Raw genomic sequence first — 25,929 nt, 5'->3', positions numbered from 1 at the left:
ATGCAGTCGCCGTTAGCCGACCGCCACCGCTCTCGCGCCAGTTTCCGTCAGCCGCCGGGCGTCCGAGACCTCCATGCCACCGTACTGCTACGTCAGTTGTAGAACGTCGCGTCCGAGATTCCGTGTTTGCGGCAATAGGGCAGACCACAACCTCGCTCATGGTCGGTGCTGAGCGTCCAGCTTTTCCATAGTTCGATTTCGCGGGTGAGGTTTTCGGTCTTGTCGCGGGCTCGTTTCAACGCATCGGAACCGAGAAGCAGGTGGCGCGGCGGCTTGTCAGTCTGTACCGCCGCGAGAATGGCGCGGGCGGCGCGATCGGGGTCGCCGAGCTGATTGTGATTTACACGATCAAGCGTCGAGACGACCCTTCCCACCGACTCCTTGTATGAGGAATCCGCAGTCCGACTTCGACGGATTGAACCATCCGCCAGGAAATCCGTCCGGAGCTGGCCGGGCGCCACGGCAGTGACCTTAATGCCGAGCGGCACCACTTCCTCCGCCAAAGAGGCGGAGAACCCCTCCATTGCGTGCTTTGTCGCGGAATAAAGGGCCGCTCCAATGCTTGGCGCTCGGCCTGCCACAGAGGTGATATTGACGATGTGGCCGCTGCCTTGAGCACGAAGGTATGGCAGGGCAGCGCGCACGATCCGCACCGGAGCGAAGACGTTCACGGCGAAAAGGCTCACGAGTTCCTCGTCTGTCGAATCCTCGACCGCCCCGAGCAAGCCGTAACCGGCGTTGTTGACGACGACATCAATCTTGCCTGCCAGATCGAACGCCTCTTGTGCCATCGAGGCGATCCGATCGGGATCGGAAAGATCGCCACGGAGGAGTCGGACTTGCCCGTCATCTGCCGCCCATGATGGCGTCTCCTGACGCACGGTTCCAATCACCCGGTCGCCTTCTGCGGTTGCCGCTTTGGCGAGTGCGAGACCCAGTCCGCGCGAGACGCCTGTGATGAACCATGTTCTCATGAGAAGCGTCCTTCGAGGCGATCGCGGATATCAGATGAGGTGATCCCTGGTGAGAAGGGTCTCCAGGCCGCTTCCAGGGGTGAGAGGGTCGGAAGAACGGCAAGGTCAAAATCCATCACCTACGACGCCGACACGCCCTCTTTGATATACCAGCCCCAGGGCTGGTCCGTGACATACTTGGTGACCTGTTTTGTCTCGAGATAGTTTTCGAGTCCCCAGCGGCCCAGTTCCCGGCCGATACCGGATTGCTTGTAGCCGCCCCATGGCGCCTCGGTGAAGGTCGGCTGCGAGCAGTTGATCCAGACAATGCCCGCCCGAAGCGCAGCCGCAACGCGCTCGGCCCGCGCGTCGTCCTTCGACATCACAGCGGCCGCAAGACCGAACCGGGAGTCGTTGGCATGGCCGACCGCTTCTTCTTCGGTCGAAAACGGGCGTATGCAGAGGACGGGCCCAAAAATCTCCTCGGTCCATGCGGCGCTGTCGACCGGAACGTCCGTGAGAATTGTTGGCTGAACAAAGTACCCCTTCGCGAAGCCGTCGGGGCGCCCACCGCCGTAACTCACCGTGGCGCCGACGTCGCGTGCGGCCGAGACAGCGCGGCAGACCTGGTCGTACTGCCGCTTTGACACTAGGGGACCGAGCAGCGTGCCGGTTTCCAGGCCGTCTCCGATCACGATCTTTTGCGCTTCGGTAACCAAGCGCGCCATCAGCGGCTCATAGATATCTTTTTGCACCAGCACGCGCGATGTGGCGGAGCACACCTGGCCCTGGTTCCAGAAGATGCCGAACATGATCCATTCGACGGCCTGCTCAATGTCGGCGTCCTCGAAAACGAGGAAGGGCGACTTGCCGCCCAGTTCCAGGCTGACGCGCTTGATGTCGCGCGCGGCGGCGGCCATCACCTTCGAACCTGTCGGAACTGAACCGGTGAATGCGAGCTTGTCGACGCCGGGATGATCGGCGAGCGCCTGGCCGGCGTCCTTCCCCAGACCGGTTACGATGTTGAGAACGCCTGGCGGCAAGCCGGCTGCGTCGACGATCGCGCCAAGCTCCAGCGCCGTCAGGGGAGTGAGTTCCGACGGTTTGAGAACCATGGTGCAGCCTGCTGCGAGTGCCGGCGCCACTTTCCACGCCGCCATCAGCAGCGGGTAGTTCCAGGGAATGATCGCGCCCGCGACACCGACGGGCTCCTTGACGACCTTCGACGAGAACCGCGCGTCGGGCAACTCAACCGCCTCTTCGAAGCCGTTGTCCAACTGCTCGGCAAGGCCTGCATAGAAATCGAAGCATCCTGCCGCGTCACCGATATCCCATTCGGCCTCCGGCAGCGGCTTGCCGTTGTCGAGCACTTCAAGCCTTGCGAGTTCCGCTAGCCGGCTGCGGATACCTTCGGCGATGGCGCGCAGATATCTCGCTCTTTCCGCGCCGGAGAGGCGGGGCCAGCCGTCGGCGTCGAACGCCCTGCGGGCTGATGCGACGGCAGTGTCGATGTCGTCCGCTGTCGCCGCTGCCACGCTGTGAAAGACCTCTTCGGTGGCCGGATTGATGACATCGAGCTTGCCGCCCTTCAATGGCCGGACCCATTTGCCGTCGATATAGAGCTGATTATGCATGTCGTCCTCCTTCATTCTGACGCGTCGCCGAGCCCGGTCTCGCCTTCGGATCGTGCCGTTCAAAGACAGGCTAGGAGGCTCCTTCTCGGGACCAGCCGATACGGTAGACGCGACCGTTCTGGGCACCTTCAACGCTCTTGACGTATCCAAGCGCGACCTCGCTGGCGGGGGCCGGCTTGGTTCCCCTGAAGAAGGCGCCATAGAGGGGCACCGACTCCTCCACTACGGTCGGGCTTACGAGATTGATGCGCAGTCCGCGCCCGAGCTCGATCGCCGCGCCGCGTACGAACCCCTCGAGCGCGCCGTTCACCAGCGCGGCTGACACGCCTTGCGGGATCGGATCGTCGTTGGTCAGGCCCGATGTCAAGGTAAACGAGCCGCCATCGCGAATATGCTTGAGGCCAAAAGTCACGAGATTGACCTGTCCCATCAGCTTGCTTCGCAGACCGATCTCGAACTGTTCGGGAGTAAGCTGGTCGAGGGAGGCGAAATGGACCGCGCCCGCCGTGCAGACCAGGGCGTCAAATTCCCCTATCTCCTTGTAGAGGTCGAGTATCGAGGCCGGATTCGCGATGTCGACCTGAAAGTCGCCGCCGTTTCGGCTCACGCGCACGATGTCGTGACGCGTTTGGAGTTCGGCATCGACTGCTCTGCCGATCACGCCGCTGGAACCGATGAGGACGATTTTCACGATGATACACTCCTTGGTGACAGGTCGGCTGCGTCCCTGAGGTTTCGCGAGATAGATTTACTGGATCGATCCACGGAAGACCTGGTTCATGACGATCGTGAGGGCGACGATCGAAAGGCATGCCCGCAGGCCTATACCAGGTCTCGCCAGGGGTCAGACCCCTCGTGTCTCCCGATCGGAGGCCGTGACGCAGACGAGGCCAGCAAGCACCATCAGCACAAGAGAGACCATAGCCAGAGTCGCCAGCTTGGCGATCCGCTGAACCGATGACAAAACGGATTCATCGCTGGCCTTCCAAGATCGTCGCCCACTCCGAGCAGGTTTTCGGTCAACAATCTAACTTCCCTTTTGGTCGGCGCTTTCATTCTTGTCGCAATGGTTCTTCCGGGACGGGTCGCGCTGGAGTCACGTTGAGATCGGCTAGACTTTCAGCGGTTCAAGCGCGCGCTGCAGCTCCTTGTCTTCCTGATCGTTCAGCTTCTGAAGTGGGCGGCGCACCTTGCCCGTTCCGTAACCGCGAAGTTGCGAAGCGCGCAGGACAGAGGGCGTGTATTTGGTGCGCCATATGACCAATAGCGAGGGCAGCATGCGCTGCCAGAGTGCAAGAGCCTCGGAGTATTTCTTCTCCGTAACGAGCTCGTAAAGTTTGACGGCTTCGTGCGGCATGTAGTTTGCGCCGCCCCAAATCACGCCTTTGGTGCCGGCCATGAGGGCATAGACGGTCGTCGTGTCCGCGCCATTGAGGACACCCTCAGTCACCCGCAGATACTCCTGATGGGTCGTCAGATCGCCGGCGCTATCTTTGATGTAATTGAAGTTCTTTAGTTCGACGAGGCGCTTGAGCAGATCGGTCGAGACGGAAATCCCAGTAGCCTGCGGAATATTGTAGCCGATGATATCGATACCGATGGCCGCGTCGATCTCGCGATAGAACTCAAACAGACCGTCGTCCTCCGAAGGGCCTTCGAAATAGGGCGGCAGTATCATCAGCGCGTCGGCGCCGACCGACTCTGCATGTTTAGAGCGACGGATGACCTCGTCCATGTTCAGCGCAGATGTCTGGCAAATGATTTTGCACCGAGCGCCGATCCGCTTTGCCCCGATCTCGTAAAGGCGATTGCACTCGTCTTCGGTGAGATAGGGATGCTGGCCCGTCCCGGCACCCAGAACCAGCCCGTGCACGCCAGCATCGACGTACTTGTCGATCAGTTCCTCGAAAACGCTGATGTTGAGACTGCCGTCGTCATTGAACGGCGTCTGCATCGCCAAGTTGATGCCCTTTAGATCTGCCATCGCAAAAACCCTTTCAAATGAACTAGACTTCTTGGCCGGCCTTCCGGAACCTGCGGCCGGTGACGAAGCGCACGCCAAGCAACGTTATGGGTCGGGGATAGGCCCTGCTCGGAGGCGTTTTTCGCTTCAGAATCTCGATTACGGGCGAAGATTGACCAGAGGCAAGTTCGGCAACGGCTTTGCCGAAGGCGGTACCGCGCGATATTCCTGTCCCATTACAGAACGCAGCGCCGTAGACGTCCTCCGCAAGCTGTCCGAAGACCATGCCGCCGTTCTGCGCAAGGGTTAGGAGGCCACCCCAACTTGCTTCGAAGCCGATGGACGAAAGCTCCGGCCAACGGCGATCGAACGCCGTCTGCTGATGCTTGCGTGCATTCATGACCTCAGCATGTGATATCTCGAAATTGTCGGCATAAGAGTAAACGTTGCGCAGGAACAAACGGTTGTCGATCGTGCGCCGGACAGTGGTGCCAAAGCTGTTGGCCGGTATAAGACCGTAGGTGGACTGATCACCGACTTTCGCCAGCTCGGCCTCGGTTAGCTGCCGCGTCATGCTGGCGAAGGTATATATTGGAATCGCGCTTTTTGCGTAGAATCCAAATTTCGTGAGATGCCCGGCCGTGCAAATGATGACTTTCTTTGCACGGATCGTACCGGTGGCTGCTTCAAAGGTATGGCGCGGCCTGCCGTACTGGACGCCCGTGATCGCAGTATTTTCGTGTACCGTCACATTCTTCGGCAACAATCTCGTTGCGTTTTTCAGATATTTGGCGGGCTGGATGAGGATCGTGCCGGGGTGATAAAGCGCGCGGATATAATGCGCGCTTCCGGTAATCGCCTGAATCTCATCGCAATCGACCCAACGGTAGTGCTGGCCCATCCGATCGAGCGCTTTGGAGAAACCCACGAGGTCGGCGACCCCATGGTCCGTAGCGGCGCTGTGAAATTTGCCCTGTGGGTCCCAATCACACTCGACGCCGAGCTCTTCGGACGCTGAACGGAGATAGGCATTACCATCTAGATTAGCAGTCAACTCATCCAGATTGCCTTGGACGTCCTCCACGAAATCGCGCTTCCGCGGATTATGGGCTAGGTCGATCGCAAAACCCATACAACGGCCAGCGGAATTGTTTCCGATACGACCGGCATCGACAAGAACGACTCCAGCATCAGAATTTAATTCAGCATAGCGGCGAGCGGCGTGAAGTCCCATCCAGCCGCCGCCTATTACCAGACAATCGCAATCGACATCCCCTTTCAGCGGTACCAACGGCAGTTCCGGACCGGCCGTTCGGTACCAACCCGAAAGTGTCACTTCGCCTTGCGGGGGCGAAACGGCAATGCGTCTGCCGGGCTGAGGTGAAGCTGAACTCATAATGGATCTCGTGAAGCCGGAAATCCGGCGGCCATAGGCCTTCTTGTGCGCTTGCTAGAGGGTTAACAGTCATCAAGGCAACGTTGTAGACGGAAAAGCACGCGTCTGACATAAACTAGGCTCATGTCCAAGTTGCGTTACATGCTGCCTTCAAGCCAGTCGCTCTTCGTTTTCGAGGCCGCTGCGAGAAACCTAAATTTCAAACGGGCCGCCGAGGAGCTGAATGTAACGCAACCGAGCATATCGCACGGGATCAAGGCCTTGGAAGATTATTGCGAAGTAGCTTTGTTCGTTCGCGAGAACCGGGGGGTACAGCTCACCGAAGCGGGGTTACTTCTCTATGACAGCGTCCGCTCAGGGTTCAACCGCATCGAAAGCAGTCTTCAGGCGATCACTTCCAACGATACGAAGTACATTACCGTCGCGGCATCCACGTCCCTTGCAGCCCACTGGCTGGTCCCTAAGCTTTCAGTTTTCCAGCGTCACAATCCCGGCATCAAAATCAAAATCGTTACTACTGATCGTGACATTGAACCTGATCATCAGGTGGATATGACGATCTGGATAAGGCCGCGTAAGTTTGAGCGCGCCAACAGTTGGTACATGTGCGGCGAGGTCATCTATCCGGTTTGTACCCAGTCCTATCTGGCGAGCGCACCGTCGATCCGGTCAATCAATGACTTGACGAACCATCGACTCATTCATTCCTCCGATCCTTACCGCAAGCGGATGGGATGGAGCGAATGGCTTGAAATTTTCGGCGCCGAGTCCGCGAACATTCAGCCGGATCTGGTTTTCAACGATTACCAATTGGCCATCCAGGAAGCCCTTTCCGGTGCAGGTATCTTGCTTGGGTGGGCGCTAACAACCAACCTGCTGCGGAGCAATAAGGTGCTCGTGACGCCCCTCAAAGAAGAATGTCACACCGACAACGCGTTCTTCGTGGTCGTGAACGAGAGGAACTCCAAACAGGCGGAAATGAAGCTGCTCGTTGACTGGATCGTTGAAGAGGCAAAAGCTTCCGAGCGATCCTAGTGGAACGAATTTGACATTCGCATCTCAGTTCGACATCAGGTGGGAGAGGCGGATGTCAAATTCAAAGTTCCACTAGAATCATCTACTTGCTAGTGGTCCTTGGATTCCGACATTTGCCCGATTGGCTCGTATCAGCGGGATGCAAATGTCGGAATCAGACCACTAGATTGCTTCAGCACGTGATCGCAGCCGCTGACGCGTGATCGGCTAATTTGGTTCGCCGAGCATTCGTAGGCGAAATTGCCTTCGGTTTGCGCTTTGGCCGCCCTAGCATTTTTACCCAAACCTCAAACCCTGCCCTTGTTGCTTAGCGTGCCGCGTTTCTTTCCGATCGCTACGATCTTGACAGTCGATATCGCAGGTCTCCCAGAACCGTCCGCAGGCAGCTCTTTGTCGCCCGAGCGCGTCTCAATTCCAGCGATGCATGATGTTGCGAGGCTTTCGAAGTCAAGATCGAGCCACCGCTGGAAGCGCGTTTGCCACTGCCTTTACGACGGAGGTAGAGCGGCTCCCAGGCACCATCCATGTAGCGAGCGTGAGCCCTAATGGGGTCGGTGCATCGAACGGTGCAACCAGCGCGCCAGTGGCAAGATGCTCCCGCAACAGACTTTTCCGGCCAATTAGCACGCCTACGCCATTCAGCGCTTGCCGCACTGCAACAGAATAAAGAGAGAATGCCGGACCATCGGGGGTAAAATCCAATCCTGGCATATTGGCAACTGTCCAAACCGACCAATCAGTCCACACCACGTCGGGAATGCAGCGCACGCGCATAAGATCGGGCGGTTCGTGCAGCGTTTTCGCGATAGCAGGCGTGCAGACCGGCTCTATCTCTTCCTCAAACAGACTACTTTGTGTCTTCTCGAGATTTTTAGTGTAAAAAAGACAGATATCGAATGGACTCCTCTTAAGATTTGGTGGTTCGTCTAGAGCGGTTACGGATATATCGACAGGCCCTGCCATCTCCGCGATTGCGCCTAGTCGAGGTTCGAGCCAAAGTTGGGCCAGTGCAGGGGAAGTCGCGATGTGAACCCTCTGGGGCGCAGCTTGCTGCCGTAGATCGCGCGCCGCTGATTCAAGCGCGTCGAACGCTGACGTGAAATTTTTGCTGACGCTCAGGCCAAGCGGAGTGAGGCGTACACCCTTCGCATGGCGTTCGAACAAAGGTGCGCCATAATCGTCTTCAAGCCCTTTGATCTGCGCGGAGATAGCGCCCGCTGTGACCGAAAGCTCATTTGCAGCCGGCGAGAATCCCCCAAGACGGGCTGCCGCTTCGAATGCCCTCAGCGCGTTCAGGCGAAGCACGTTTCGGACCGGCGCGCTGTTTGACATAGAAGCCCCAGATTTTCTGGCCCTAATATTTCACAAATTTCAGTTGAGGCAAGACCTGGGGACGTGGGCATGTGTGGTTTCACGGATTGCGTCGCTATCGCAGCAAATGGCAGCATCGGAGGTCGGTTCTATGAAGATCGAAGCAATAGAACTCTATGAATACAGGCTGACTTATGCCCACGGCACATATGCTATGTCCAAAGGACGCTCGGCGAGCCGGCAGCCATCCAACTTGGTGCGCGTTGTTGCCGATAACGGGCTGGAGGGATGGGGAGAGGCCGCCATTCTTTCTGGAAACTATCTCCCCCTCTTCGCCGGCGGGACACGCGAAGCTCTAAAGGAGCTGGCACCGCATTTGATTGGTGAAGATCCCCGGGCCGTAAGGCGCATTGAGGCGATAATGGATGGTGTCCTCACTGGCCAGAACAACGCCAAAAGCGCGTTTGATATTGCGTGTTGGGATCTTTTTGGAAAGTCTGTGGGTCTCCCAATCGCTGCGCTGCTGGGAGGGGTCATGAGCGAGAATTTGCCGATCTTTGAGGCCATTCCGCTTTCATCCACTGAAGCCAACATTGACTTCGTGACCAAAAGAAGTGCGGCCGGCATCCGACGGTTTCAAATTAAAGTCGGTGACGACCCGAAACGCGACGCGGCGCGTGTGCGTTCGGTCATTGAGGCTTCGGACGACGACATCTTTTTCTACGTTGACGCCAATGCCGGGTGGACGTTGCTCGAGGCGTCGATAGGGATGCGTGAAATGCAAGACCTGAATCTGTGGTTTGAGCAACCGTGCACAGACCTTGCTGACTGCGCTTTACTCCGGAAAGTGAGCCCACTCCCCCTGATCATGGATGAAAGTGTTGTAACGTTGGCGGATTTGTACCGCGCGAAATATGAGGTTGGTGCAGGTGCTATCAATCTTAAGCTCGGGCGGGTTGGCGGTATCACCCGTGCAGCAAATATGCGCGATACGGCACAAAACCTGGGGATGCATTTCAACATCGAAGATATATGGGGCGGAGATGTTAGTGCCGCAGCCGTGTCGCATGTTGCGGCAAGCTCGCGGCCGGCCCACCTGCTTCAGACGTCGTTCTTCAACGACTGGACGGAAGAGCACGTTGCCGGCTACCAGCCTCGCGTTCGACATGGACTTGGAGCAGCTCCGACTGGCCCAGGCCTCGGTATAGAAATTGACCGAGGCTTGATAGGAGAACCGGTAACCAGCTTTTCCTAATGCGCTCTTGCCGGCATCAATCCTTTCTATCTTGTGTCCCGGCGCGCTACTTCAGTACGGATCAAGATCGTATTCGTCCGCCAGCGCTTCGCTCTGGTTTGCGTAGCAACTCCGCAGGCGTTGCAAGGCGCTGCCTGTCAGGCACCCGTCGTATTGGGTTGGATAATTAGTGTATATGCAGACCTGCATATGTGCGGATCGCGTCGAGATCGGATCGATTGATACTGACGGCCGGCGGTGCGCCATGCGCCGCCGCACCCGCCTTTGCGCCCGGAATGTGCACGCCGAGGTCACGCAGCCCGTGCCATGTGTGCGGCACAGCGCTCGCTGAAATCCTTGGAAATGGCGGTTGGCGACACTGCGATGACCGTGAGCCCGATGCCGGGCGATTGATGACCCGACCGAAAATCGTTCGCGTCGACCGACCAAGACGATCCCGACAGGCCCGCCGATAGCACCTCGACTAGCAACGCTAGATTCGCTCCCTTGTAACCCCCGAAGGGCAGCAGCGCGCCCTGCAGCGCGGCTGCGGCGTCGGTCGTTGCGCTGCCTTGACTGTCTGTCGCCCATCCCTCGGAAATTGGTTCGTTGCGGGAGGCCGCCCGAACGATATTGACGAAGGCGGTCGCGCTTGTCGCCTGATCAATAACCAACGGACTTGCCGGCGGACTTGCCGGTGCGCCGAAGGCCAGCGGATTTGTACAATATATCCGTGGGCTGCCGGCCGCCGCCGCCATCACCGCCGGACCGTTGGCTGCCGCCACCGCGACGAGGCCGTCCAGCGCCAGCCGCCGCACATAGTAGCCCAGCTCACCTGCCGTGTAGCTGTTTCGCTGCGTGAACAGGCCGACGCCCAAGCTCTTTGTTTGCTCGACAAGTCTGTCGAAGGCGAGGTCGAAGCCGAGTTGCGCGATGCCGCCTTGTGCGTCGGACGAAATCATGGCGGGCAGGGGGTGCTCGATATGGGGTTCCGCTTGGCCGTCGATCCTGCCCGCTCGAAGCTATCCAGATAGTCAAGAAAATGCGGAAATCCCACCGCCTCGCTGCCAAACAACGCCGCCGATAGCGTGGCCTCCACGAGGGAGCCCGCCACATGTGGGCTCGCACCGCAGGCAATGCAGGCGTTTATCGCCAGCTGGCGAATACCCGCAACCTCGATCGTTTCGCGCTCGTCGGTCACCCGGTGCTACCCAGTTGCGCTGCACACAATATCCTGCGGCGGTTGCAGGCCAAGTGCCAGCTTGCGCCCATCGTGGATAGCGAAAGCCTGGCGAGCGGCTGTGCAGCCGCCGATCGCCGTGAGGACAATGCCACGTTAGGCCAGTTTTCGCGACGCCTCATCGTCCGCCACGCCGGTGGCAGCACAGACGAGCGCAACCGCTTCAATGTCTTGTTCATATCCGCTGAGCAGCAAACGATCCGCGCCGTCTTGCCGTCAGAGCGCCCGATCGCACTTTCGGCGACGAAACGCGGGACGAGCCGGGCGAGCGCGCGCCGCAGCGGTAGGTTCACGGACATTCGCTGGAGCTCGTTCCCGACCAGCGCATCGGGCGTGACGATGATGACGTTATGGCCGTCCTCGGCGTTTCCAGGCGGTGCCGCAGCCTTTCCGTCTGCCGCAATCATCGAGCACGATAACCCGTCCCGGTCGAGCCTTGCGCGACATAGCGGCTTCTTCGGACAAGCCCTTGCATCCGCTCGAGAAGGAGAGCCTTGAAGCGGATCACAGCCGACAGCCAGCCGGCCCTGCGCCAACGATCACGACGTCAAATTCCATACTTCGGCGTTCGGGAAGATAACTCATCAAGCGGCCATCCCCTTTTATCGGAAATTCGGCGCCGCCCTGCCGGCCTTGCGATGCGCGGCGATGACGGTATTGGCCATCAGCATGGCGATGGTCATCGGCCCGACGCCGCCGGGAGCTGGTGTGATGACGCTGGCGACTTCGGCGCATTCGGCGAAGGCCAGGTCGCCAACTAGGCGCGTCTTGCCTTCGCCCCCTTCGGGTGTCGCAATACGGTTGATGCCAACGTCGATAAGGGTGGCGCCCGGCTTGACCCAGTTGGCCTTGACCATTTCAGGTTGGCCGACCGCAGCGACGAGAATGTCGGCATTGCGGCAGACGCTTGGCAAGTCCTTGGTGCGCGAATGGGCGATGGTGACCGTCGCATTGACAGCCAGTAGAAGCTGCGCCATCGGCTTGCCGAACAAGTTGGAGCGGCCGATAACTACGGCGTTGAGGCCAGAGAGATCGTTGCCGTGGGACCGCTTCACTAAAACCATTGCGCCGGCCGGCGTGCAGGAGACGAGACCGCCGTCGAGATCGCCTGTCGCGAGCTTACCGGCATTGACGACATGCAGGCCGTCGACGTCCTTTTCCGGCAGGATCGATTGGATGATCGGATCGGAATTCAGGTGCTTTGGCAGGGGCAGTTGTACGAGAACGCCGTGCAGGCTGTCATCTGCATTCAGTACCGCGACGAGGCTTTCCAGTTCTTCCTGCGTCGTTTCCTCCGGCAACGTGTGCTGGACCGAGGTGAAGCCGCATTCCTTCGCCATCTTGCTTTTGGCGCGGACATACGCATGGCTTGCCGGGTCGTTTCCGACGATCACGACAGCGAGGCCGGTCTTGACGCCTGTATCCTGTTCAAGGACCGCAGCCGCCGATCTCACAGCGGCGATGACTGAAGCGGCGACTTGCTTTCCATCGATCACCTTTGAAGACGTCGCTCAGCCCATACGCTCAGAGGCGTACGACCCTGGGCTCGCAGGGAACACGATGGTCTTGTTGCCGTTCATGAAGACGCGGTTGTGGATATGGGCGTGGACAGCGCTGGCCAAAACCTGGCTTTCGACATCGCGGCCGATCGAGACATAGTCTTCCGCCGACTGCGCGTGCGTGATACGGGCGACGTTCTGCTCTATGATCGGACCCTCGTCGAGATCTTCCGTAACATAGTGCGCCGTCGCGCCGATCAGCTTCACGCCGCGCTCGAAGGCCTGCTTGTAGGGGTTCGCGCCCTTGAAGGACGGCAGGAAGGAATGGTGGATATTGATGATCCGGCCCGACATCTTTTCGCAGACGGCATCCGAAAGCACCTGCATGTAGCGGGCAAGAACAATAAGTTCGGCGCCGGACTGCTCAACGACTTCCATCAGCTTGGCTTCCGCTTGCGGCTTATTTTCCTTCGTCACCTTGATGTAGTGAAAGGGGATGTCGTGATTAACAATCAGCTTTTGGTAATCGAAGTGGTTCGACACGACGCCGACGATGTCGATCGGCAGGGCGCCGATCTTCCAGCGATAGAGCAGGTCGTTAAGGCAATGGCCGAAGCGCGAAACCATGATAAGCACCTTGGTTCGTCGGTCGCCTCGACTAAGGCCGTAATCCATGGAGAACCGCTTCGCGACTTCGGCGAAGCCGTCGCAGATTTCGGTTTCATCAACCCCGGCTTCGGATCGGAAGCCGACCCGCATGAAAAAGCGCCCTGTCTCGAGATCATCGAACTGCGAACTGTCAATAATGTTGCAACTGTTTTCCGCAAGATAACCCGAGATGGCAGCAACGATTCCTCGCGTCGATTTGCACGAAACGGTGAGGACAAGATTGTTAGTGGTCAACGGGACCTCCAGAGCAGTCGCCGGTGTTGATCACAAGACAATGGTGGCCAGCGCTTTGCCGCGGGCGGTCGGGCCAAAATCAGATAAGCTGCCATTGCTAACTGCCGTTCCTGCGCAAACTTCGTAAAAAAATGAATCAAAATTTCACAGATGAATGATAGATTTTCAAACGTGTTGTCTGTCGTGCATTTCTGTCGTGACATGTATGAACAGAGAGCTGCCTACTGCTTCGACACGAAAGGTGCGTGCGTTCGGGCAGCCTTTGGGAGCATTGGATACTGCGCCGTGGACGAGGTCGAATTCGGCGAAATGAAGTGGACACACGATGCGACCGCTCTCCACAAAACCTTCTGATAGGGACGCTTCTGCATGGGGGCACCGATCTTCCACCGCGAAATATCTGTCCCCCTGCCGTACAAGAGCGAGGTCGCCTGTCGCAGCGAATGAAATGCGCCTTATTTCACCGTCCGCCATTTGGATGTCGTCTCCCAGCAACTGCCGGACCGTCTCGCCTTGAGGCTCAGGCAGTTCGTGAGTGATCGTTGCTTCAACGCTGGAACTGCTCGCCAAGCCTTGTGCAAAGCGATGGACATCCCGAGTCCGGTTTACGCCAATCACGAAATTCTCGAATGTCCAAAGTGGATTGTCGCTGCCATCCACGGCTAGGGGAACTGCAGAAGCATCCGGCATTCCGGCAATCTGCAGGTTGAAGTCGTATTGCTCGGACCAGAAGCGGGGTATCGCGGGCTGCAACTGTTCCAGACCCAGAATGGCGCGGGCCGCCCGTAGTGCCTGCTCATTGGCATTCTGCCAGCTCTCGACACGGATTCCCTCGGGAAAGGCGCCGCTGCGCTGGCGCGATACATCGCCGATCGCAAAGATCGCCGGATCGCTCGTTGCACCGTTCTCATCGGTGAGGATGCCGTCTTTCGTGTCGAGACCTGACAGCCGCGCAAGGTGATCGTTGGGATGGATGCCGATGGCTACGACAAGAAGGTCCGCATGGGCCCGCCACCCGTCAAGAGACGCTTCTACTCTATCCGGCGTCTCGACAAAGGCCGGCTCGCTCAGCAGATGGAGCTCTACGCCGTTCGCCCGATGAGCCTCGGCGAGGAAATCGCCGACAGCGGCGGGAAGCGTTCTTGAACAGAGACGGGCATCCCGCGCGAAGAGATCTACTGCGATGGACGCTGAACGCGCCATAGCTGCGATCTCAAGGCCGAGCCAGCCGCCGCCGACCACGAATATGCGCGTTGCGCTCCCAATTGCTGCTTGTAGCGCCATGGCGTCGTTGGCGGTTCTGATCGTATGCACGCGGTTAAAGCCGCGGCTGACGCGAGCAAGGCGGCGCGGTGACCCGCCGGTTGCAAGAATGAGGCAATCGAAGGCATGCTTTGCGCCTGTGGCGGTTTCGATCGTCCGGCTGGCGCGGTCGATATGAACGATCGTTTCGTCCAGGTGAATATCGACGCCAAGATCAACCGCCTCCGCACCCGACAGAACCTTTGTCAGAGCGAAATCAGGGCCAGGTGTTTTCGCGGGCTTAGTCAGCGGCGGACGTTCGTACGGCGTGTGCCTCTCGTCTCCGAACATGGATATCGGGCCGACATGACCAAGGTCACGCAAGTTTTTTGCAGCCATTCCGCCAGCCTGTCCGGCGCCAACGATGAGCACGGTTTTCTCCTGCTCGGCCGGTATCGCGATGCTTACCTCGTCTCCGGTCTCCATCGTGCCTTTATCAAGAACGTCACAGTAGATGCCAAAGTTCTTCTCGAATTTGCTGATCAACGCGCGCAGCACACTACGGTCTTCTGGCAAGCCGAGCTGTGCCAACGTCGTGAAGCTGCATCGACCGCATTCGCGCGTGCCGCGAAGGCGGAGGGTGCCAATTCGAAACTCTTTTCCGAGAAGTCCGTATTCCGGTGATGTTGCGGCACTCCCTTCGAAATCGACAAGCACGTTGGGGCGAAAACGCCGTTCGTCGATCACGCTTTCCGGAAGCAACCTTTTCAAGGCTTCGATGGATTGGCGGCTGAGAAGATGAATGGGACTATGTTGATATCGGGGTTTGGCAGACTGCCCGTCTAGTTCAGCTCCATACCTTACGACAGTCACCGGACGCCCAAATAGTTCTCCAAGTTCTTGCTGAAACCGGACGTCGTCGGGATCGTGCCAGTTTTCTTCATCAAGAGACATTTGGAGTTTATCGTCATGGTCGAGTCTAGCTGAAACCAGCGGTGCGAGGTTCCAGTGCTTCTGACGCGATGGAAAGACGATCTCATGTGTCTCTGCATCGAAGATTCCGAAAAGACGGTCGCCAACAGGGCCGGCCTCGGTGAATTCGGCATGTTGGAGACGCTCTCCGCAGACTGAACTGACCGGGTATCGCCAAAGTGCCTCGACTGTCCCAAGCTTTCTCATAGCGGTCCCATTCCATCCGTTGTCTAACCGCCGTGTCGCGGCCGGCCAAAAAGGCCTCCTGAAGGAATACGTCGCGCAGGGTTGCCTATCAGCTGTCAGGATGACGACAAACGATGCGGGTCGCTTATGTTTGGTGACGAGGCGCGTTGATTCAGAGCGTTATCGGCGAACTCGATCGGGCGCCGCGCGCGATCAGTATTGGGGCGGCGTTATTATCCAAACGACCTTAGTCGGCTCGTCGCCCGGATTGGCGCAACGGTGCGTTTCTGTGCTCTTGAACGAGAAACTGTCGCCTGCGTTCAGCCGGAAATGCTGACCTGAAACCCAGAGGTCGAGAATGCCGCATATCACCAGTCCACCTTCCACGCCTTCGTGACTGTAGTCGCCGCTGTCTGCTCCGATATCGATCGTGCTCATCAACATTTCCAGCGGTCCGCTGAGATTGGGCGAGAGCAGTTCCTCCTGGATGCCAAGCTTCGTGAAAGTCAGCTTTCGCCTGTTCTCAGCGCGAACAATTATGTCCTTTTCGTCCGCCGGAGCATCGCTGGCATGAAAGAACCAGTTAATCTGCACGCCTAGTGTTGTGCTGATCTTCTTCAGGATTCCGATCGGCAGCTGAGACTGGTTGCGCTCAATCTGGCTTAGATAGCCGACGGAGATGCCGACAGCATCCGCCACGCACTGAAGCGTCATGCCCTTCGCCTTCCGCAGTTCTCTGATCTGGAGGCCGATCAAGTCCTCCTGGACAGTTAACTCTTCGATATCTTCAGTTCTTTCAACGGCACGTGGTGGCACGATCGTCCCTTCTAAACCACCTCTACCGAATAACCTCATGCGTTCACCGGTACAACATCTAACTTCTCCGCCCACTGCGCGACAGCTAACAAATAAGAGATATCAGCACCCTGGTGAAAAAACAAGACAAAAATTTCATGGTTGAAAAGGAGTTTTTTTGGTCGTAAAAGATGCGGGCTGCTTTTCCGTTCAGGTGCGCGATCGACAGGATCAGCACAGTTTTTGAGATCTGGAGCTTAGCTATGAAGATCATCGTGCCTGTCAAACGGGTCATTGATTACAACGTCAAAGTCCGAGTGAAGCCGGATGGAACGGGCGTCGAGCTTGCCAATGTGAAGATGGCGATGAACCCGTTTGACGAGATCAGCGTCGAGGAAGCTATCCGGCTGAAGGAAGCGGGCAAGGCGGAGGAGATCATCGTGGTCTCGGTCGGCCCGGCGCAGGCGCAGGAGACGCTGCGCACCGCACTTGCCATGGGTGCCGACCGCGCGATCCTGGTGAAGACCGACGAGACCGCCGATTCGCTGGGTGTGGCCAAGGTGCTGAAGGGCGTGGTCGAGGCGGAGAAACCGGGCCTGGTGATCCTCGGCAAGCAGGCGATCGACGACGACGCCAACCAGACCGGCCAGATGCTGGCGGCACTGCTCGGCTGGGCGCAGGGCACCTTCGCCTCGAAGATCGAGATCGACGGCGAAATGCTGAAGGTGACGCGCGAGATCGACGGCGGCCTGCAGACGGTCGAGCTGAAGATGCCGGCGATCGTGACGACCGACCTGCGTCTTAACCAGCCGCGCTATGCGTCGCTACCCAACATCATGAAGGCGAAGAAGAAGCCTCTAGACGAGAAGACGGCGGTCGATTTCGGCGCCGACCTGTCGCCGCGCCTCAAGGTCGTGAAGACCGAGGAGCCGAGCGGTCGCAAAGCGGGCGTCAAGGTGAAGACCGTCGCCGAGCTGGTCGACAAGCTGAAGAACGAAGCCGGCGTGCTCTAAGAGAAGGATCTCAGAACCATGGCCATTCTCCTCCTCGCAGACCATGACAATGCCTCACTGTCGGACCAGACGGCGAAGGCGCTCGCCGCCGCGCTGAAGATCGGTTCGGACGTGCATGTGCTCGTCGCCGGCAAGGGCGCACAGGCTGTAGCCGACGCCGCCGCCAAGCTGAAGGGCGTCGGCAAGGTGCTGCTCGCGGAAGCCGACGAACTGGCCGAACGGCTCGCCGAGCCGACCGCGGCCCTCGTCGTGTCGCTCGCGGGCGGCTACGACACGATCGTCGCGGCGGCCACCACCCTGGGCAAAAACGTGCTGCCGCGCGTCGCGGCCCTGCTCGACGTGATGCAGATCTCCGAGATCATCGAGGTCGTCGCCCCGGATACCTTCAAGCGTCCGATCTATGCCGGCAACGCGATCCAGACGGTGCAGTCGGCCGATCCGAAGAAGGTCGTCACGGTGCGCACCGCCTCCTTCCAGTCACAGGGCGAGGGCGGCTCGGCCCCGATCGAGACCGTGTCGGCCGCCGCCGATCCGGGCCTCTCGACCTTTGTCGAGAACCGGCTGTCGGAGAGCGACCGTCCGGAGCTGACCTCGGCGAAGATCATCATCTCGGGTGGGCGCGCGCTCGGCTCTTCGGAGAAGTTCCAAGAGGTCATCCTGCCCGTCGCCGACAAGCTAGGAGCCGCGGTCGGGGCGTCCCGCGCCGCCGTCGATGCCGGCTACGCGCCGAACGACTGGCAGGTTGGGCAGACCGGCAAGGTCGTGGCGCCGCAGCTCTACATCGCCGTTGGCATCTCCGGCGCGATCCAGCACCTCGCCGGCATGAAGGACTCCAAGGTGATCGTCGCCATCAACAAGGATGAGGAAGCGCCTATCTTCCAGGTCGCAGATTACGGCATCGTCGGTGATCTATTCGACGTCCTACCGGCGTTGCAGAGGGCACTTTGATAGTTTTCGCCGCTCCCATCGTCCACTCAGGACGGACCGCGCTGCCAGCCGGCGCCCATTCTACGGAACCACGATGATAAGCAATATTCCCAAAAAAGCACGAGCTGTCGTCATCGGTGGCGGCATTTCTGGATGCTCGGTCGCCTACCATCTAGCGAAGCTGGGGTGGACGGACATCGTCCTGCTTGAACGCAGGCAGCTGACATCCGGCACCACTTGGCATGCCGCCGGTCTCATCGGCCAGCTACGCGCGTCGCAGAACATGACGCGACTGGCGAAATATTCGGCCGATCTCTATGTCAAGCTGGAAGAGGAGACTGGCATTGCCACCGGTATGCGCCAAAACGGTTCGATCACCGTGGCGCTGACGGATGAACGCAAGGAAGAGATTTACCGTCAGGCCAGCCTTGCCCGCGCCTTTGACATCGATGTCAACGAGATTTCGCCGCAGGAGGTCAAGAACCTCTATCCTCATCTGAACATTTCCGACGTGCTCGGGGCTGTGCACCTGCCTCTCGACGGTCAGTGCGACCCCGCCAACATCGCCATGGCGCTGGCCAAAGGCGCACGCCAGCTTGGCGCCAAGGTGATCGAGAACGTCAAGGTCACCGCGGTGCACGACCGTGACGGCCATGTCACCGGCGTCTCGTGGGTGCAGGGCGGCGAGCAGGGTACGATCGAGACCGATCATGTCGTCAACTGCGGCGGCATGTGGGGTCGCGATCTCGCCAGCCGTTCCGGAGTTACGCTGCCACTGCATGCCTGTGAGCACTTCTACATCGTCACCGAGGCGATTCCTGACCTTGCCCGTCTGCCTGTGCTGCGCGTTCCCGACGAATGCGCGTACTACAAGGAAGATGCAGGCAAGATGCTGCTCGGCGCCTTCGAGCCGAAAGCCAAGCCTTGGGGCATAGATGGCATACGCGAGGATTTTTGCTTCGATCAGTTGCCTGAGGATTTCGAGCATTTCGAACCCATCCTGGAGAAGGCGGTCAACCGCATGCCAATGCTGGAAACAGCGGGTATCCACACCTTCTTCAACGGTCCCGAGAGCTTCACGCCCGATGACCGCTACTATCTTGGCGAAGCGCCGGAGTTGAAGGGCTACTGGGTTGCTGCCGGCTACAATTCCATCGGCATCGTCTCGTCTGGCGGAGCGGGGATGGCGCTGGCGCAGTGGATGGATGACGGCGAGCCGCCCTTCGACCTCTGGGAAGTCGATATCCGTCGTGCCCAACCGTTCCAGAAGAACCGTCGCTATCTCAAGGAGCGTGTCTCGGAAACGCTAGGCCTGCTTTACGCCGACCATTTTCCGTATCGGCAGATGGCAACATCGCGCGGCGTGCGCCGCTCACCCCTGCATGAGCACTTGAAGGCGCGCGGCGCCGTGTTTGGTGAGGTCGCAGGATGGGAGCGCGCCAACTGGTTCGCCAAGGAAGGCCAGGAGCGTGAATACCGCTACAGCTGGAAACGGCAGAACTGGTTCGAGAACCAGAAGGAAGAGCATCTGGCGATCCGCAATGGCGTCGGTCTGTTCGATATGACGTCGTTCGGAAAGATCCGCATCGAGGGTCGCGACGCGCTGACCTTCTTGCAACGGCTCTGCGCCAATCAGATGGATGTCGCTCCTGGCAAGATAGTCTATACGCAAATGCTAAATGAACGGGGCGGCATAGAAAGCGATCTGACCATCACCCGCTTGTCGGACACAGCCTTCTTCGCTGTGGTCCCCGGCGCCACCTTGCAGCGCGACCTCGCCTGGATGCGCAAACAGATCAAGACCGAAGAGTTTGCCGTCATCACGGATATCACGGCCGCCGAATCCGTTTTGGTTCTGATGGGGCCAAGGGCTCGCGACGTCATCACCCGCGTTAGTCCGAACGACTTCTCCAATGAAGCCTTCCCGTTCGGAACGGCACAAGAAATCGAAATCGGCATGGGCTTGGCGCGTGCGCATCGCGTGACCTATGTCGGTGAACTGGGATGGGAGATTTATGTCTCCAGCGACCAGACCGCACATGTCTTCGAGGCGATTGAGGGCGCCGGCCAGGAGTTCGACTTGAAGCTCTGCGGCCTTCACACGCTTGACAGTTGCCGTATCGAAAAAGGCTTCCGGCATTTCGGTCATGACATCACCGATGAGGACCATGTTCTGGAGGCCGGACTCGGATTTGCTGTCAAGCCGAACAAGGGCGATTTCATCGGGCGCGGAGCGGTGCTGCGGATAAAACAGGAGGGGCTGAAGCGCCGAATGCTGCAGTTCCGGTTGAAGGACCCAGCGCCACTTCTGTTCCACAACGAGGCTTTGGTTCGCGATGGGAAAATCGTTTCGATCATCACCTCCGGCAACTATGGCCACTATTTGGGTGGCGCGATTGGCATGGGCTATGTGCCCTGCGAGGGTGAAAGCGAGGACCAGGTTCTCACGTCAAACTACGAGATCGAGATCGCGGGCGTTCGATACGCAGCGGAGGCATCGCTTCGCCCCATGTACGACCCGAAGTCAGAGCGCACCAAGATGTAGGCTCAGCAAACTCACTTGCAGTGCCTTTTATAGGGGTGCCCCTGTCGGTCGGTGTTGAAGCCTGTGAGATGATGCCACTAACGGTCCTAAAGCTTGCAGCAAACGCTGACAATGTTGGATTTCCATCAGGCTTACTCAATAGTATTTCTGTTATAGGGGGCGAGGAATTAATTTTTACTTCTCCCCAACTGGCCTTCTTCCATGGAAGGCCGCTTTTTTTGGAGATACCGCAAATGAAGATCAGAGAAATTCACGTCTATTCGCACAGATTGCCTGTCAAGAACGGCCCCTATAGGATTGCAAGCAGCACTGTCCACGCGCTCGAGACGACCTTGGTGAAGATCGTCGCCGACAATGGTCTTTTCGGGTGGGGCGAAACCTGCCCGATCGGCCAGACTTACCAGCCCCAGCACTCGAAAGGCGCCTTGGCCGCGCTGGAAGAGATGGCCCAGGGACTTATCGGTGCCGACCCGCTTCAGCCGTTGGCTTTACGTCGTAGGATGGACGGCCTTCTCAACGGTCACCGTTACGCCAAGGCACCGTTGGAAATCGCTGCTTACGACGTTCTGGGAAAACAGGTGAACATGCGCGTCGCCGACCTGTTGGGCGGCGCGATGACCGAGCGCGTTCCGTCCTACTATGCATGCGGCATCGGCGAGCCGGACGAGGTCGCCCGAATCGCCGAAGAACGCGCTAACGAAGGCTATCCGCGCATGCAGATCAAGGTCGGCGGCGGCCGTCCGATGGAAGTCGATATCGCGTGTGTCAGGAAGGTGTGGGAGCGCGTAGGCACCCGCATGCGGCTTGCTATCGACGGCAACCGGTCGCTGACGACGCGGGATACGCTACGTCTCAGCCGCGAGTGCCTGGACATTCCCTTTATTATCGAACAGCCCTGCAACACGATTGAAGAACACAAGGCGATCCGCAGTCAGCTGAATCACGGTCTTTATTTGGACGAGAGCTGCGAGGATCTGAACACCGTGCTCCGTGTTGTCGGCGATGGCATCTGCGATGGCTTCGCAATGAAGGGCACGCGTCTCGGCGGCCTGCATGCGATGGCGACCTTCCGGGACATTTGCGAGACCCGTTCAATGCCGCATACCTGCGACGATGCGTGGGGCGGGGACATCATCGCGGCTGCTAGCACCCATATCGGTGCAACCGTTCAACCGCGTCTGCTTGAAGGTGTATGGATCGCCCAGCCCTATGTGGAAGGCAACTACGATCCGGAAAACGGGGTCAAGATCGAGGGCGGTCACATCAAGCTGCCCACCGGACCAGGCCTTGGTATCATCCCAGATGAAGCCCAGTTTGGAAAACCCGTGGCGTCTTTCGGCTGATACGCGTTCAGAGATCGCACAACGAGATCTTAAGCTGTCGGCAGACGCCGGCCGTAAGCATGCTGGACGCACCGGGGATGGCCTCACAAATGGCCTCTCGCGAAACGGGTGCTGATGTCGCCCCGTCATCGGCCCCCGCGTGCGACCGCCGCGCTTCTTCACGTCAGCCGCTCATCGCGATAGAATGGGAACAGCTTCTGGTAGTTAAGATCGGCGCCTTTCCGCCGCAGCAGGACATGCAGCCGAAGATTGTCGAACCGGCGTTGCTCAATCGCCAGTTCCTTTAGCCTCGCCCGCATGGCGGCATTGTCCGGTCGCCGTTACGCATAGGTCTTCGGGTCGAGCCCGACCAAACGTAGGCGCGCCGCTGCGAGTAGCACTTCTCTTCGATTGCCCAGGCCACGAAGCGGTTAGTTGTCCTGGGCGTTAGAACTTTCCCAGCGCTTCCTTCACCGTCGCAACGTCCAGCATCGATTCCGCCGGAAGCTTCTTCAGCCTGCGGTTCTCGTCCTCAAGGCTCTTCACCGACCGGGCATCCGAGGCCTCTCTGATTTCTAGCGAAGCTCATGCGACTGCTTGAGTAGCCAATCCACCAGCAACTTTGAATCTCTGCGAAGAGCTCTACCAGGCTGCCCCAGAACAAAGAAGCCTTGTTGAGTGGTCACTTCGGCCTGCAAAGGACGGCAAAGCAGGGACTGCTCCAGAAGAAATTTGCATGTCAAAGTCCAGCCAATCGCGATCCCCTCGCCGGCAATCGCCGAGTGCAAAACGAGCTGATAATCATTGAATATCGCCGCCGGCTCGAGGGATTTAGGAGTCATTCGCAAGGCCGCAAGAAACTCCGGCCAGTTTATCCTTTGTCGATACGGGTCTTCATACGAGAGGAGCTTATGATTTGGCAGATCATCAATCTCCCGCAACGGCGCAGCACCTTCCAAATATAGCCGAGAGCAAACCGGGAACACAGTCTCCCTAGCCATGAGCCAAGCGTTTTTTCGCTCTGTCGCGAGTGGTAGAAGCCGAATGGTCAGATCAATAGAGTCGTCCGGCTCAACATTCCTATCGATCGTCAGTATTTTGAGCTTTATCCCTGGGTGTGCGCTTTGAAACTCATGGAAAAGAGGGATTAGCCAATTTGTGGCCATCGACGTTGATGCGGCTATGGTAATAAAGCTCAGTTCCTGCCTCTGAAGTTCGTCGATTGCAGTCTCAATTGTCGCAAAGCTGCCGCTGACCGCCTTGAACAGATGCTTGCCATGGCCAGTGAGCATCACTCCTCGGTTCGCACGGATGAAGAGTTGTGTGCCGAGGTGATGCTCAAGACTCCTGATAGAATGGGAAATGCTGGATTGGGTGACATTGAGTTCTTCTGCTGCCCTGGAAAAATTCAGCGCATCAGCAGCGGCGACAAACGCAAACAGCGACTGTGGAGATGGAATTTTGGTGCGTAAGAGAGACATGACTACGATTCATGTCACGACCGGTCTTTACTGTCTACCGAAAACCCGAAGATGAGAGTTTGGCTGGTCTTCTCCCCCGTTGAGGTGGAAGCGAGCCTCGACGGCAACTTCGAGAGTTCCACTTCAATTAGCTCCCGGAAACGCGATATCCTGATCAACTAGTCCGCCTGATTGGTATGTAGCTATGAGGGAGATTCATCAGTTGGACAGACGATTTCATCGCTAAGCTGAGGTGCGTCGGCTTCGACCGCCGCCACTCAGCATACGCTCGCAACTCCCGGCACAGCATTTTGGTTGGCGCCGGGTTCTCCTGCTCTTTCGCCAAGGAGGAAACTGGTTCGCACTATGCCCTTTCCTTGGATCTCGGTCTCGCCACGAGCCTCGAAGATAAATCCGTCACGCAGGTGATCTGCAAACGTGTCGGTCACCTGGATACGCCCGGGCTCGCCTGTCTCTTCCATGCGCGCTGCCACGTTCACTGCATCGCCCCACAAATCATAGGCGAACTTTCGGTTGCCGATCACTCCAGCGACGACGCGGCCCGAATTGATTCCGATCCGAACGGCTAATGCCTCGTCGGATTCCGGCACCTTGAAGCCGGGGGACAAGCTCGATGATATCCGACGCCACGACTGGGTCACTTCTCAGTGGCAATTAACAGCTTCGACCACGCCGAATATGGATTGGCGCAGAGCGTCGAGGCCAGGAACGCCGCCGCTGCTCGCCGTCCGTATCCGGTAGCAAGCATTTTTCTGGAGACAACGCGGAGACAAATGTCTGGCGGAAAGCGATGTCTCCAACTCAGCGTCCGGATCGTTGGATCTAGACACTTGATTTTTCTGAGGAAATTTGGTGCCGCTTGCATGACTCGAACACGCGACCCATCATTACGAATGATGTAGGACACTGGAACTCCCCATTGTCAGGTTTGCGCCAAACGCCCAGTCAGGGTCAACCCGGATCGGCCACTGCGTGCCGTTTGGCCTCGCATCGTCGAATTACGGAACCCTGGGAGCGTCGGCGTCCACCTTCGGAAGGAGATTACTCCAGACCTGCGACGAACACGGCCACGGCGCGGATCCTTGCAGGACGGATGGAGAGCCTGCGCGAGAGCTTGAAGTATGCCACGGCGCATCACTCGTCGTATGCGGGGTTGCCGCAGGCTTTCTTCGCGCTATGTCAGCGATTAGGCCTTTGGCCGCCGCGAGTTGAACCATCGGAAAGGCCGAGCACAGCGTGTAAATGCAAGCTCGGCCTGCTATCGTATGCGCCAATCGTCGTCACCGCTGCGGCAGTGACGCTTTTTGTCGTCGCGAAATCGTAAATCGTGTGGCAGGCGACAGAGGGCTTGCTGGCTGTGGGTCACATCGTCTTTGCTGACGGTGGTTTTCAGGGGTATGGCGCGCTTGTCAAAGAACACATAGGCGTGGCGCCGGGCGAGTATGTACAGCGTGGAGCGGGCACCGGCGGTGGCGACTGCCTGCTGTGGCAGCGGCCCACAATGCCTCGTTGTGCAATCTTTCCCGCTTCTACGGCCATGTGCTGTCAGTCGGCGGTTTCACCAACAACCGCTTATGGCCCCTGCCCTGGGTCGACGAGCTGGCGGCGAGCGGGATCGTCGTCGATAGACGCGGCGTGCGTTTTCTCGACGACGGTCTCGGCGGTGTCTACATCGCCAACGAGCTGACCCAATCGGGCAATGCGCTGGGGGCTTTCGCACTTTTCGACAATCGCGTCTGAGAGGGTCCCGGTCGCGAGACCATCATTCCATCGAACCCGCTGTTGGAGCGGCATGGCGCGAAGGTGTTTGTCTCGAAGGAGATCGCACAGCTTGCCGCATCGATATCAGTCAAGTGCTGGCACCCACCGGCGCGGGCACACACCGGCCTCGTGCTCCTTCAGATTCCAATGGTCTGCTCTTCAGAAAAGCGGCTGCACTTCATGTCCTGGTCCTCTCAATGGGCCAGAACCAACTTCAATCCGGGTTAGATCGCAGCGGCAACGTCACCACCGACCACCGCCTCAGCTTACCGCCAAATTCGCGCCAGGGCTTGCCCCCAGGTGATTCCGATTTGATTCCGGACCAAACTCGACAAGCAGAGATGCCGGAATCAAAAAGCCCGCAAGTCGTTGAACTTGCGGGCTAATTTTGGTTGCGGGGACAGGCTCTGACCTCTGTCCTAACCTCTCCGGTCTGATGGTTTTGCCGAGGATTGGCAAAGTCAAGGATGCCGATCAGTTCGCCGCGTAGCTCGGCGATGACCTCGCCTCGCTTGCT

The 25,929-nt window shown here is 58.6% G+C and carries 20 protein-coding genes and 2 pseudogenes; 8 read left to right on the top strand and 14 right to left on the bottom strand.

From position 1 onward, the window contains the following. Positions 1–92 precede the first annotated feature (92 nt). From AC0L25_RS23890 to AC0L25_RS23870, 5 genes are all read right to left on the bottom strand, one after another. Positions 93–974, bottom strand: a complete 882-nt coding sequence (locus tag AC0L25_RS23890) for an SDR family NAD(P)-dependent oxidoreductase (protein WP_473597778.1) — start codon at positions 972–974, stop codon at positions 93–95. A gap of 119 nt (positions 975–1,093) precedes the next feature. Beyond that, positions 1,094–2,587: an aldehyde dehydrogenase family protein gene (locus AC0L25_RS23885; protein ID WP_473597777.1), complete on the bottom strand. Its 1,494-nt coding sequence runs from the start codon at positions 2,585–2,587 to the stop codon at positions 1,094–1,096. A gap of 70 nt (positions 2,588–2,657) precedes the next feature. After that, on the bottom strand, positions 2,658–3,278 hold the full coding sequence (locus AC0L25_RS23880) for a short chain dehydrogenase (protein WP_473597776.1): 621 nt from the start codon (positions 3,276–3,278) through the stop codon (positions 2,658–2,660). 420 nt (positions 3,279–3,698) lie between these two features. Beyond that, entirely contained in the window at positions 3,699–4,571 is an 873-nt protein-coding gene (locus tag AC0L25_RS23875; RefSeq protein WP_473597775.1) for a dihydrodipicolinate synthase family protein, read from the bottom strand. 22 nt (positions 4,572–4,593) lie between these two features. Further along, positions 4,594–5,946, bottom strand: coding sequence for an NAD(P)/FAD-dependent oxidoreductase (locus AC0L25_RS23870; RefSeq protein WP_473597774.1), 1,353 nt, complete (start codon positions 5,944–5,946; stop codon positions 4,594–4,596). Positions 5,947–6,069: 123 nt separating this feature from the next. Between AC0L25_RS23870 and AC0L25_RS23865 the strand changes: the two genes are divergently transcribed. Then, on the top strand, positions 6,070–6,981 hold the full coding sequence (locus tag AC0L25_RS23865; protein WP_473597773.1) for a LysR substrate-binding domain-containing protein: 912 nt from the start codon (positions 6,070–6,072) through the stop codon (positions 6,979–6,981). Positions 6,982–7,428: 447 nt separating this feature from the next. Here the strand turns inward: AC0L25_RS23865 and AC0L25_RS23860 are convergent, their stop codons facing one another. Further along, a complete protein-coding gene (locus AC0L25_RS23860) occupies positions 7,429–8,313 on the bottom strand; it encodes a LysR family transcriptional regulator (protein WP_473597772.1) in 885 nt (294 codons plus the stop codon). 130 nt (positions 8,314–8,443) lie between these two features. Here AC0L25_RS23860 and AC0L25_RS23855 point away from each other — a divergent pair, with 130 nt between their 5' ends. After that, entirely contained in the window at positions 8,444–9,547 is a 1,104-nt protein-coding gene (locus AC0L25_RS23855) for a mandelate racemase/muconate lactonizing enzyme family protein (RefSeq protein WP_473597771.1), read from the top strand. Between the two features lie 166 nt (positions 9,548–9,713). Here AC0L25_RS23855 and AC0L25_RS23850 read toward each other — a convergent pair. Continuing rightward, positions 9,714–10,727, bottom strand: a pseudogene (locus tag AC0L25_RS23850) (Ldh family oxidoreductase). Between AC0L25_RS23850 and AC0L25_RS23845 the strand changes: the two are divergent. Then, entirely contained in the window at positions 10,641–11,264 is a 624-nt protein-coding gene (locus AC0L25_RS23845; RefSeq protein ID WP_473597803.1) for a hypothetical protein, read from the top strand. The pseudogene AC0L25_RS23850 and the gene AC0L25_RS23845 overlap by 87 nt on opposite strands. Before the next feature lie 104 nt (positions 11,265–11,368). Here the strand turns inward: AC0L25_RS23845 and AC0L25_RS23840 are convergent, their stop codons facing one another. The 4 genes from AC0L25_RS23840 to AC0L25_RS23825 form a co-directional block, all read right to left on the bottom strand. Further along, entirely contained in the window at positions 11,369–12,262 is an 894-nt protein-coding gene (locus tag AC0L25_RS23840; protein WP_473597770.1) for a bifunctional methylenetetrahydrofolate dehydrogenase/methenyltetrahydrofolate cyclohydrolase, read from the bottom strand. Between the two features lie 15 nt (positions 12,263–12,277). Beyond that, a complete protein-coding gene (purU, locus tag AC0L25_RS23835; RefSeq protein ID WP_473597769.1) occupies positions 12,278–13,168 on the bottom strand; it encodes a formyltetrahydrofolate deformylase in 891 nt (296 codons plus the stop codon). 165 nt (positions 13,169–13,333) lie between these two features. Continuing rightward, positions 13,334–15,589 carry an FAD-dependent oxidoreductase gene (locus tag AC0L25_RS23830; RefSeq protein WP_473597768.1) on the bottom strand — a complete coding sequence of 752 codons (2,256 nt, stop codon included), beginning with the start codon at positions 15,587–15,589 and terminating at the stop codon, positions 13,334–13,336. A gap of 192 nt (positions 15,590–15,781) precedes the next feature. Further along, positions 15,782–16,384: a helix-turn-helix domain-containing protein gene (locus tag AC0L25_RS23825; protein WP_473597767.1), complete on the bottom strand. Its 603-nt coding sequence runs from the start codon at positions 16,382–16,384 to the stop codon at positions 15,782–15,784. Positions 16,385–16,626: 242 nt separating this feature from the next. Here AC0L25_RS23825 and AC0L25_RS23820 point away from each other — a divergent pair, with 242 nt between their 5' ends. The 4 genes from AC0L25_RS23820 to AC0L25_RS23805 all read left to right on the top strand — a co-directional run bounded on the left by AC0L25_RS23820 (position 16,627) and on the right by AC0L25_RS23805 (position 22,191). Continuing rightward, complete coding sequence (locus AC0L25_RS23820) at positions 16,627–17,376, top strand: electron transfer flavoprotein subunit beta/FixA family protein (protein WP_473597766.1); 750 nt, start codon at positions 16,627–16,629, stop codon at positions 17,374–17,376. Positions 17,377–17,394: 18 nt separating this feature from the next. Continuing rightward, positions 17,395–18,324: an electron transfer flavoprotein subunit alpha/FixB family protein gene (locus tag AC0L25_RS23815; protein ID WP_473597765.1), complete on the top strand. Its 930-nt coding sequence runs from the start codon at positions 17,395–17,397 to the stop codon at positions 18,322–18,324. A gap of 73 nt (positions 18,325–18,397) precedes the next feature. After that, entirely contained in the window at positions 18,398–20,848 is a 2,451-nt protein-coding gene (locus AC0L25_RS23810) for a GcvT family protein (RefSeq protein WP_473597764.1), read from the top strand. Positions 20,849–21,081: 233 nt separating this feature from the next. Further along, positions 21,082–22,191: a mandelate racemase/muconate lactonizing enzyme family protein gene (locus tag AC0L25_RS23805; protein ID WP_473597763.1), complete on the top strand. Its 1,110-nt coding sequence runs from the start codon at positions 21,082–21,084 to the stop codon at positions 22,189–22,191. 135 nt (positions 22,192–22,326) lie between these two features. On the opposite strand, the pseudogene AC0L25_RS23800 reads toward AC0L25_RS23805, so the two are convergent. From AC0L25_RS23800 to AC0L25_RS23790, 3 genes and pseudogenes are all read right to left on the bottom strand, one after another. Beyond that, positions 22,327–22,737 (bottom strand): annotated as a pseudogene (locus AC0L25_RS23800) (transposase family protein); the annotation flags it as partial. A gap of 8 nt (positions 22,738–22,745) precedes the next feature. Further along, positions 22,746–23,651 carry a LysR substrate-binding domain-containing protein gene (locus AC0L25_RS23795; RefSeq protein WP_473597762.1) on the bottom strand — a complete coding sequence of 302 codons (906 nt, stop codon included), beginning with the start codon at positions 23,649–23,651 and terminating at the stop codon, positions 22,746–22,748. Between the two features lie 257 nt (positions 23,652–23,908). Then, positions 23,909–24,259 (bottom strand): adenylate/guanylate cyclase domain-containing protein, encoded by a 351-nt coding sequence (locus tag AC0L25_RS23790; RefSeq protein ID WP_473597761.1) that lies wholly within the window; start codon positions 24,257–24,259, stop codon positions 23,909–23,911. Positions 24,260–25,136: 877 nt separating this feature from the next. Here AC0L25_RS23790 and AC0L25_RS23785 point away from each other — a divergent pair. Beyond that, a complete protein-coding gene (locus AC0L25_RS23785) occupies positions 25,137–25,391 on the top strand; it encodes a hypothetical protein (protein ID WP_473597760.1) in 255 nt (84 codons plus the stop codon). The last annotated feature ends 538 nt before the right edge of the window (positions 25,392–25,929 follow it).

This window comes from Mesorhizobium sp. WSM4813, from assembly GCF_055811555.1.
The sequence above is the reverse complement of the archived record's forward strand: the minus strand, read 5'-3'. Positions and strand labels throughout refer to the sequence as shown.

Excerpts from the sequence above, each read along its gene's own strand:
- AC0L25_RS23890 (WP_473597778.1), bottom strand. The coding sequence starts at position 974 with ATGAGAACATGGTTCATCACAGGCGTCTCGCGCGGACTGGGTCTCGCA.
- AC0L25_RS23885 (WP_473597777.1), bottom strand. The coding sequence starts at position 2,587 with ATGCATAATCAGCTCTATATCGACGGCAAATGGGTCCGGCCATTGAAG.
- AC0L25_RS23875 (WP_473597775.1), bottom strand. The coding sequence starts at position 4,571 with ATGGCAGATCTAAAGGGCATCAACTTGGCGATGCAGACGCCGTTCAAT.
- AC0L25_RS23870 (WP_473597774.1), bottom strand. The coding sequence starts at position 5,946 with ATGAGTTCAGCTTCACCTCAGCCCGGCAGACGCATTGCCGTTTCGCCC.
- AC0L25_RS23865 (WP_473597773.1), top strand. The coding sequence starts at position 6,070 with ATGTCCAAGTTGCGTTACATGCTGCCTTCAAGCCAGTCGCTCTTCGTT.
- AC0L25_RS23860 (WP_473597772.1), bottom strand. The coding sequence starts at position 8,313 with ATGTCAAACAGCGCGCCGGTCCGAAACGTGCTTCGCCTGAACGCGCTG.
- AC0L25_RS23855 (WP_473597771.1), top strand. The coding sequence starts at position 8,444 with ATGAAGATCGAAGCAATAGAACTCTATGAATACAGGCTGACTTATGCC.
- AC0L25_RS23845 (WP_473597803.1), top strand. The coding sequence starts at position 10,641 with ATGTGGGCTCGCACCGCAGGCAATGCAGGCGTTTATCGCCAGCTGGCG.
- AC0L25_RS23830 (WP_473597768.1), bottom strand. The coding sequence starts at position 15,589 with ATGAGAAAGCTTGGGACAGTCGAGGCACTTTGGCGATACCCGGTCAGT.
- AC0L25_RS23820 (WP_473597766.1), top strand. The coding sequence starts at position 16,627 with ATGAAGATCATCGTGCCTGTCAAACGGGTCATTGATTACAACGTCAAA.
- AC0L25_RS23815 (WP_473597765.1), top strand. The coding sequence starts at position 17,395 with ATGGCCATTCTCCTCCTCGCAGACCATGACAATGCCTCACTGTCGGAC.
- AC0L25_RS23810 (WP_473597764.1), top strand. The coding sequence starts at position 18,398 with ATGATAAGCAATATTCCCAAAAAAGCACGAGCTGTCGTCATCGGTGGC.
- AC0L25_RS23805 (WP_473597763.1), top strand. The coding sequence starts at position 21,082 with ATGAAGATCAGAGAAATTCACGTCTATTCGCACAGATTGCCTGTCAAG.
- AC0L25_RS23795 (WP_473597762.1), bottom strand. The coding sequence starts at position 23,651 with ATGTCTCTCTTACGCACCAAAATTCCATCTCCACAGTCGCTGTTTGCG.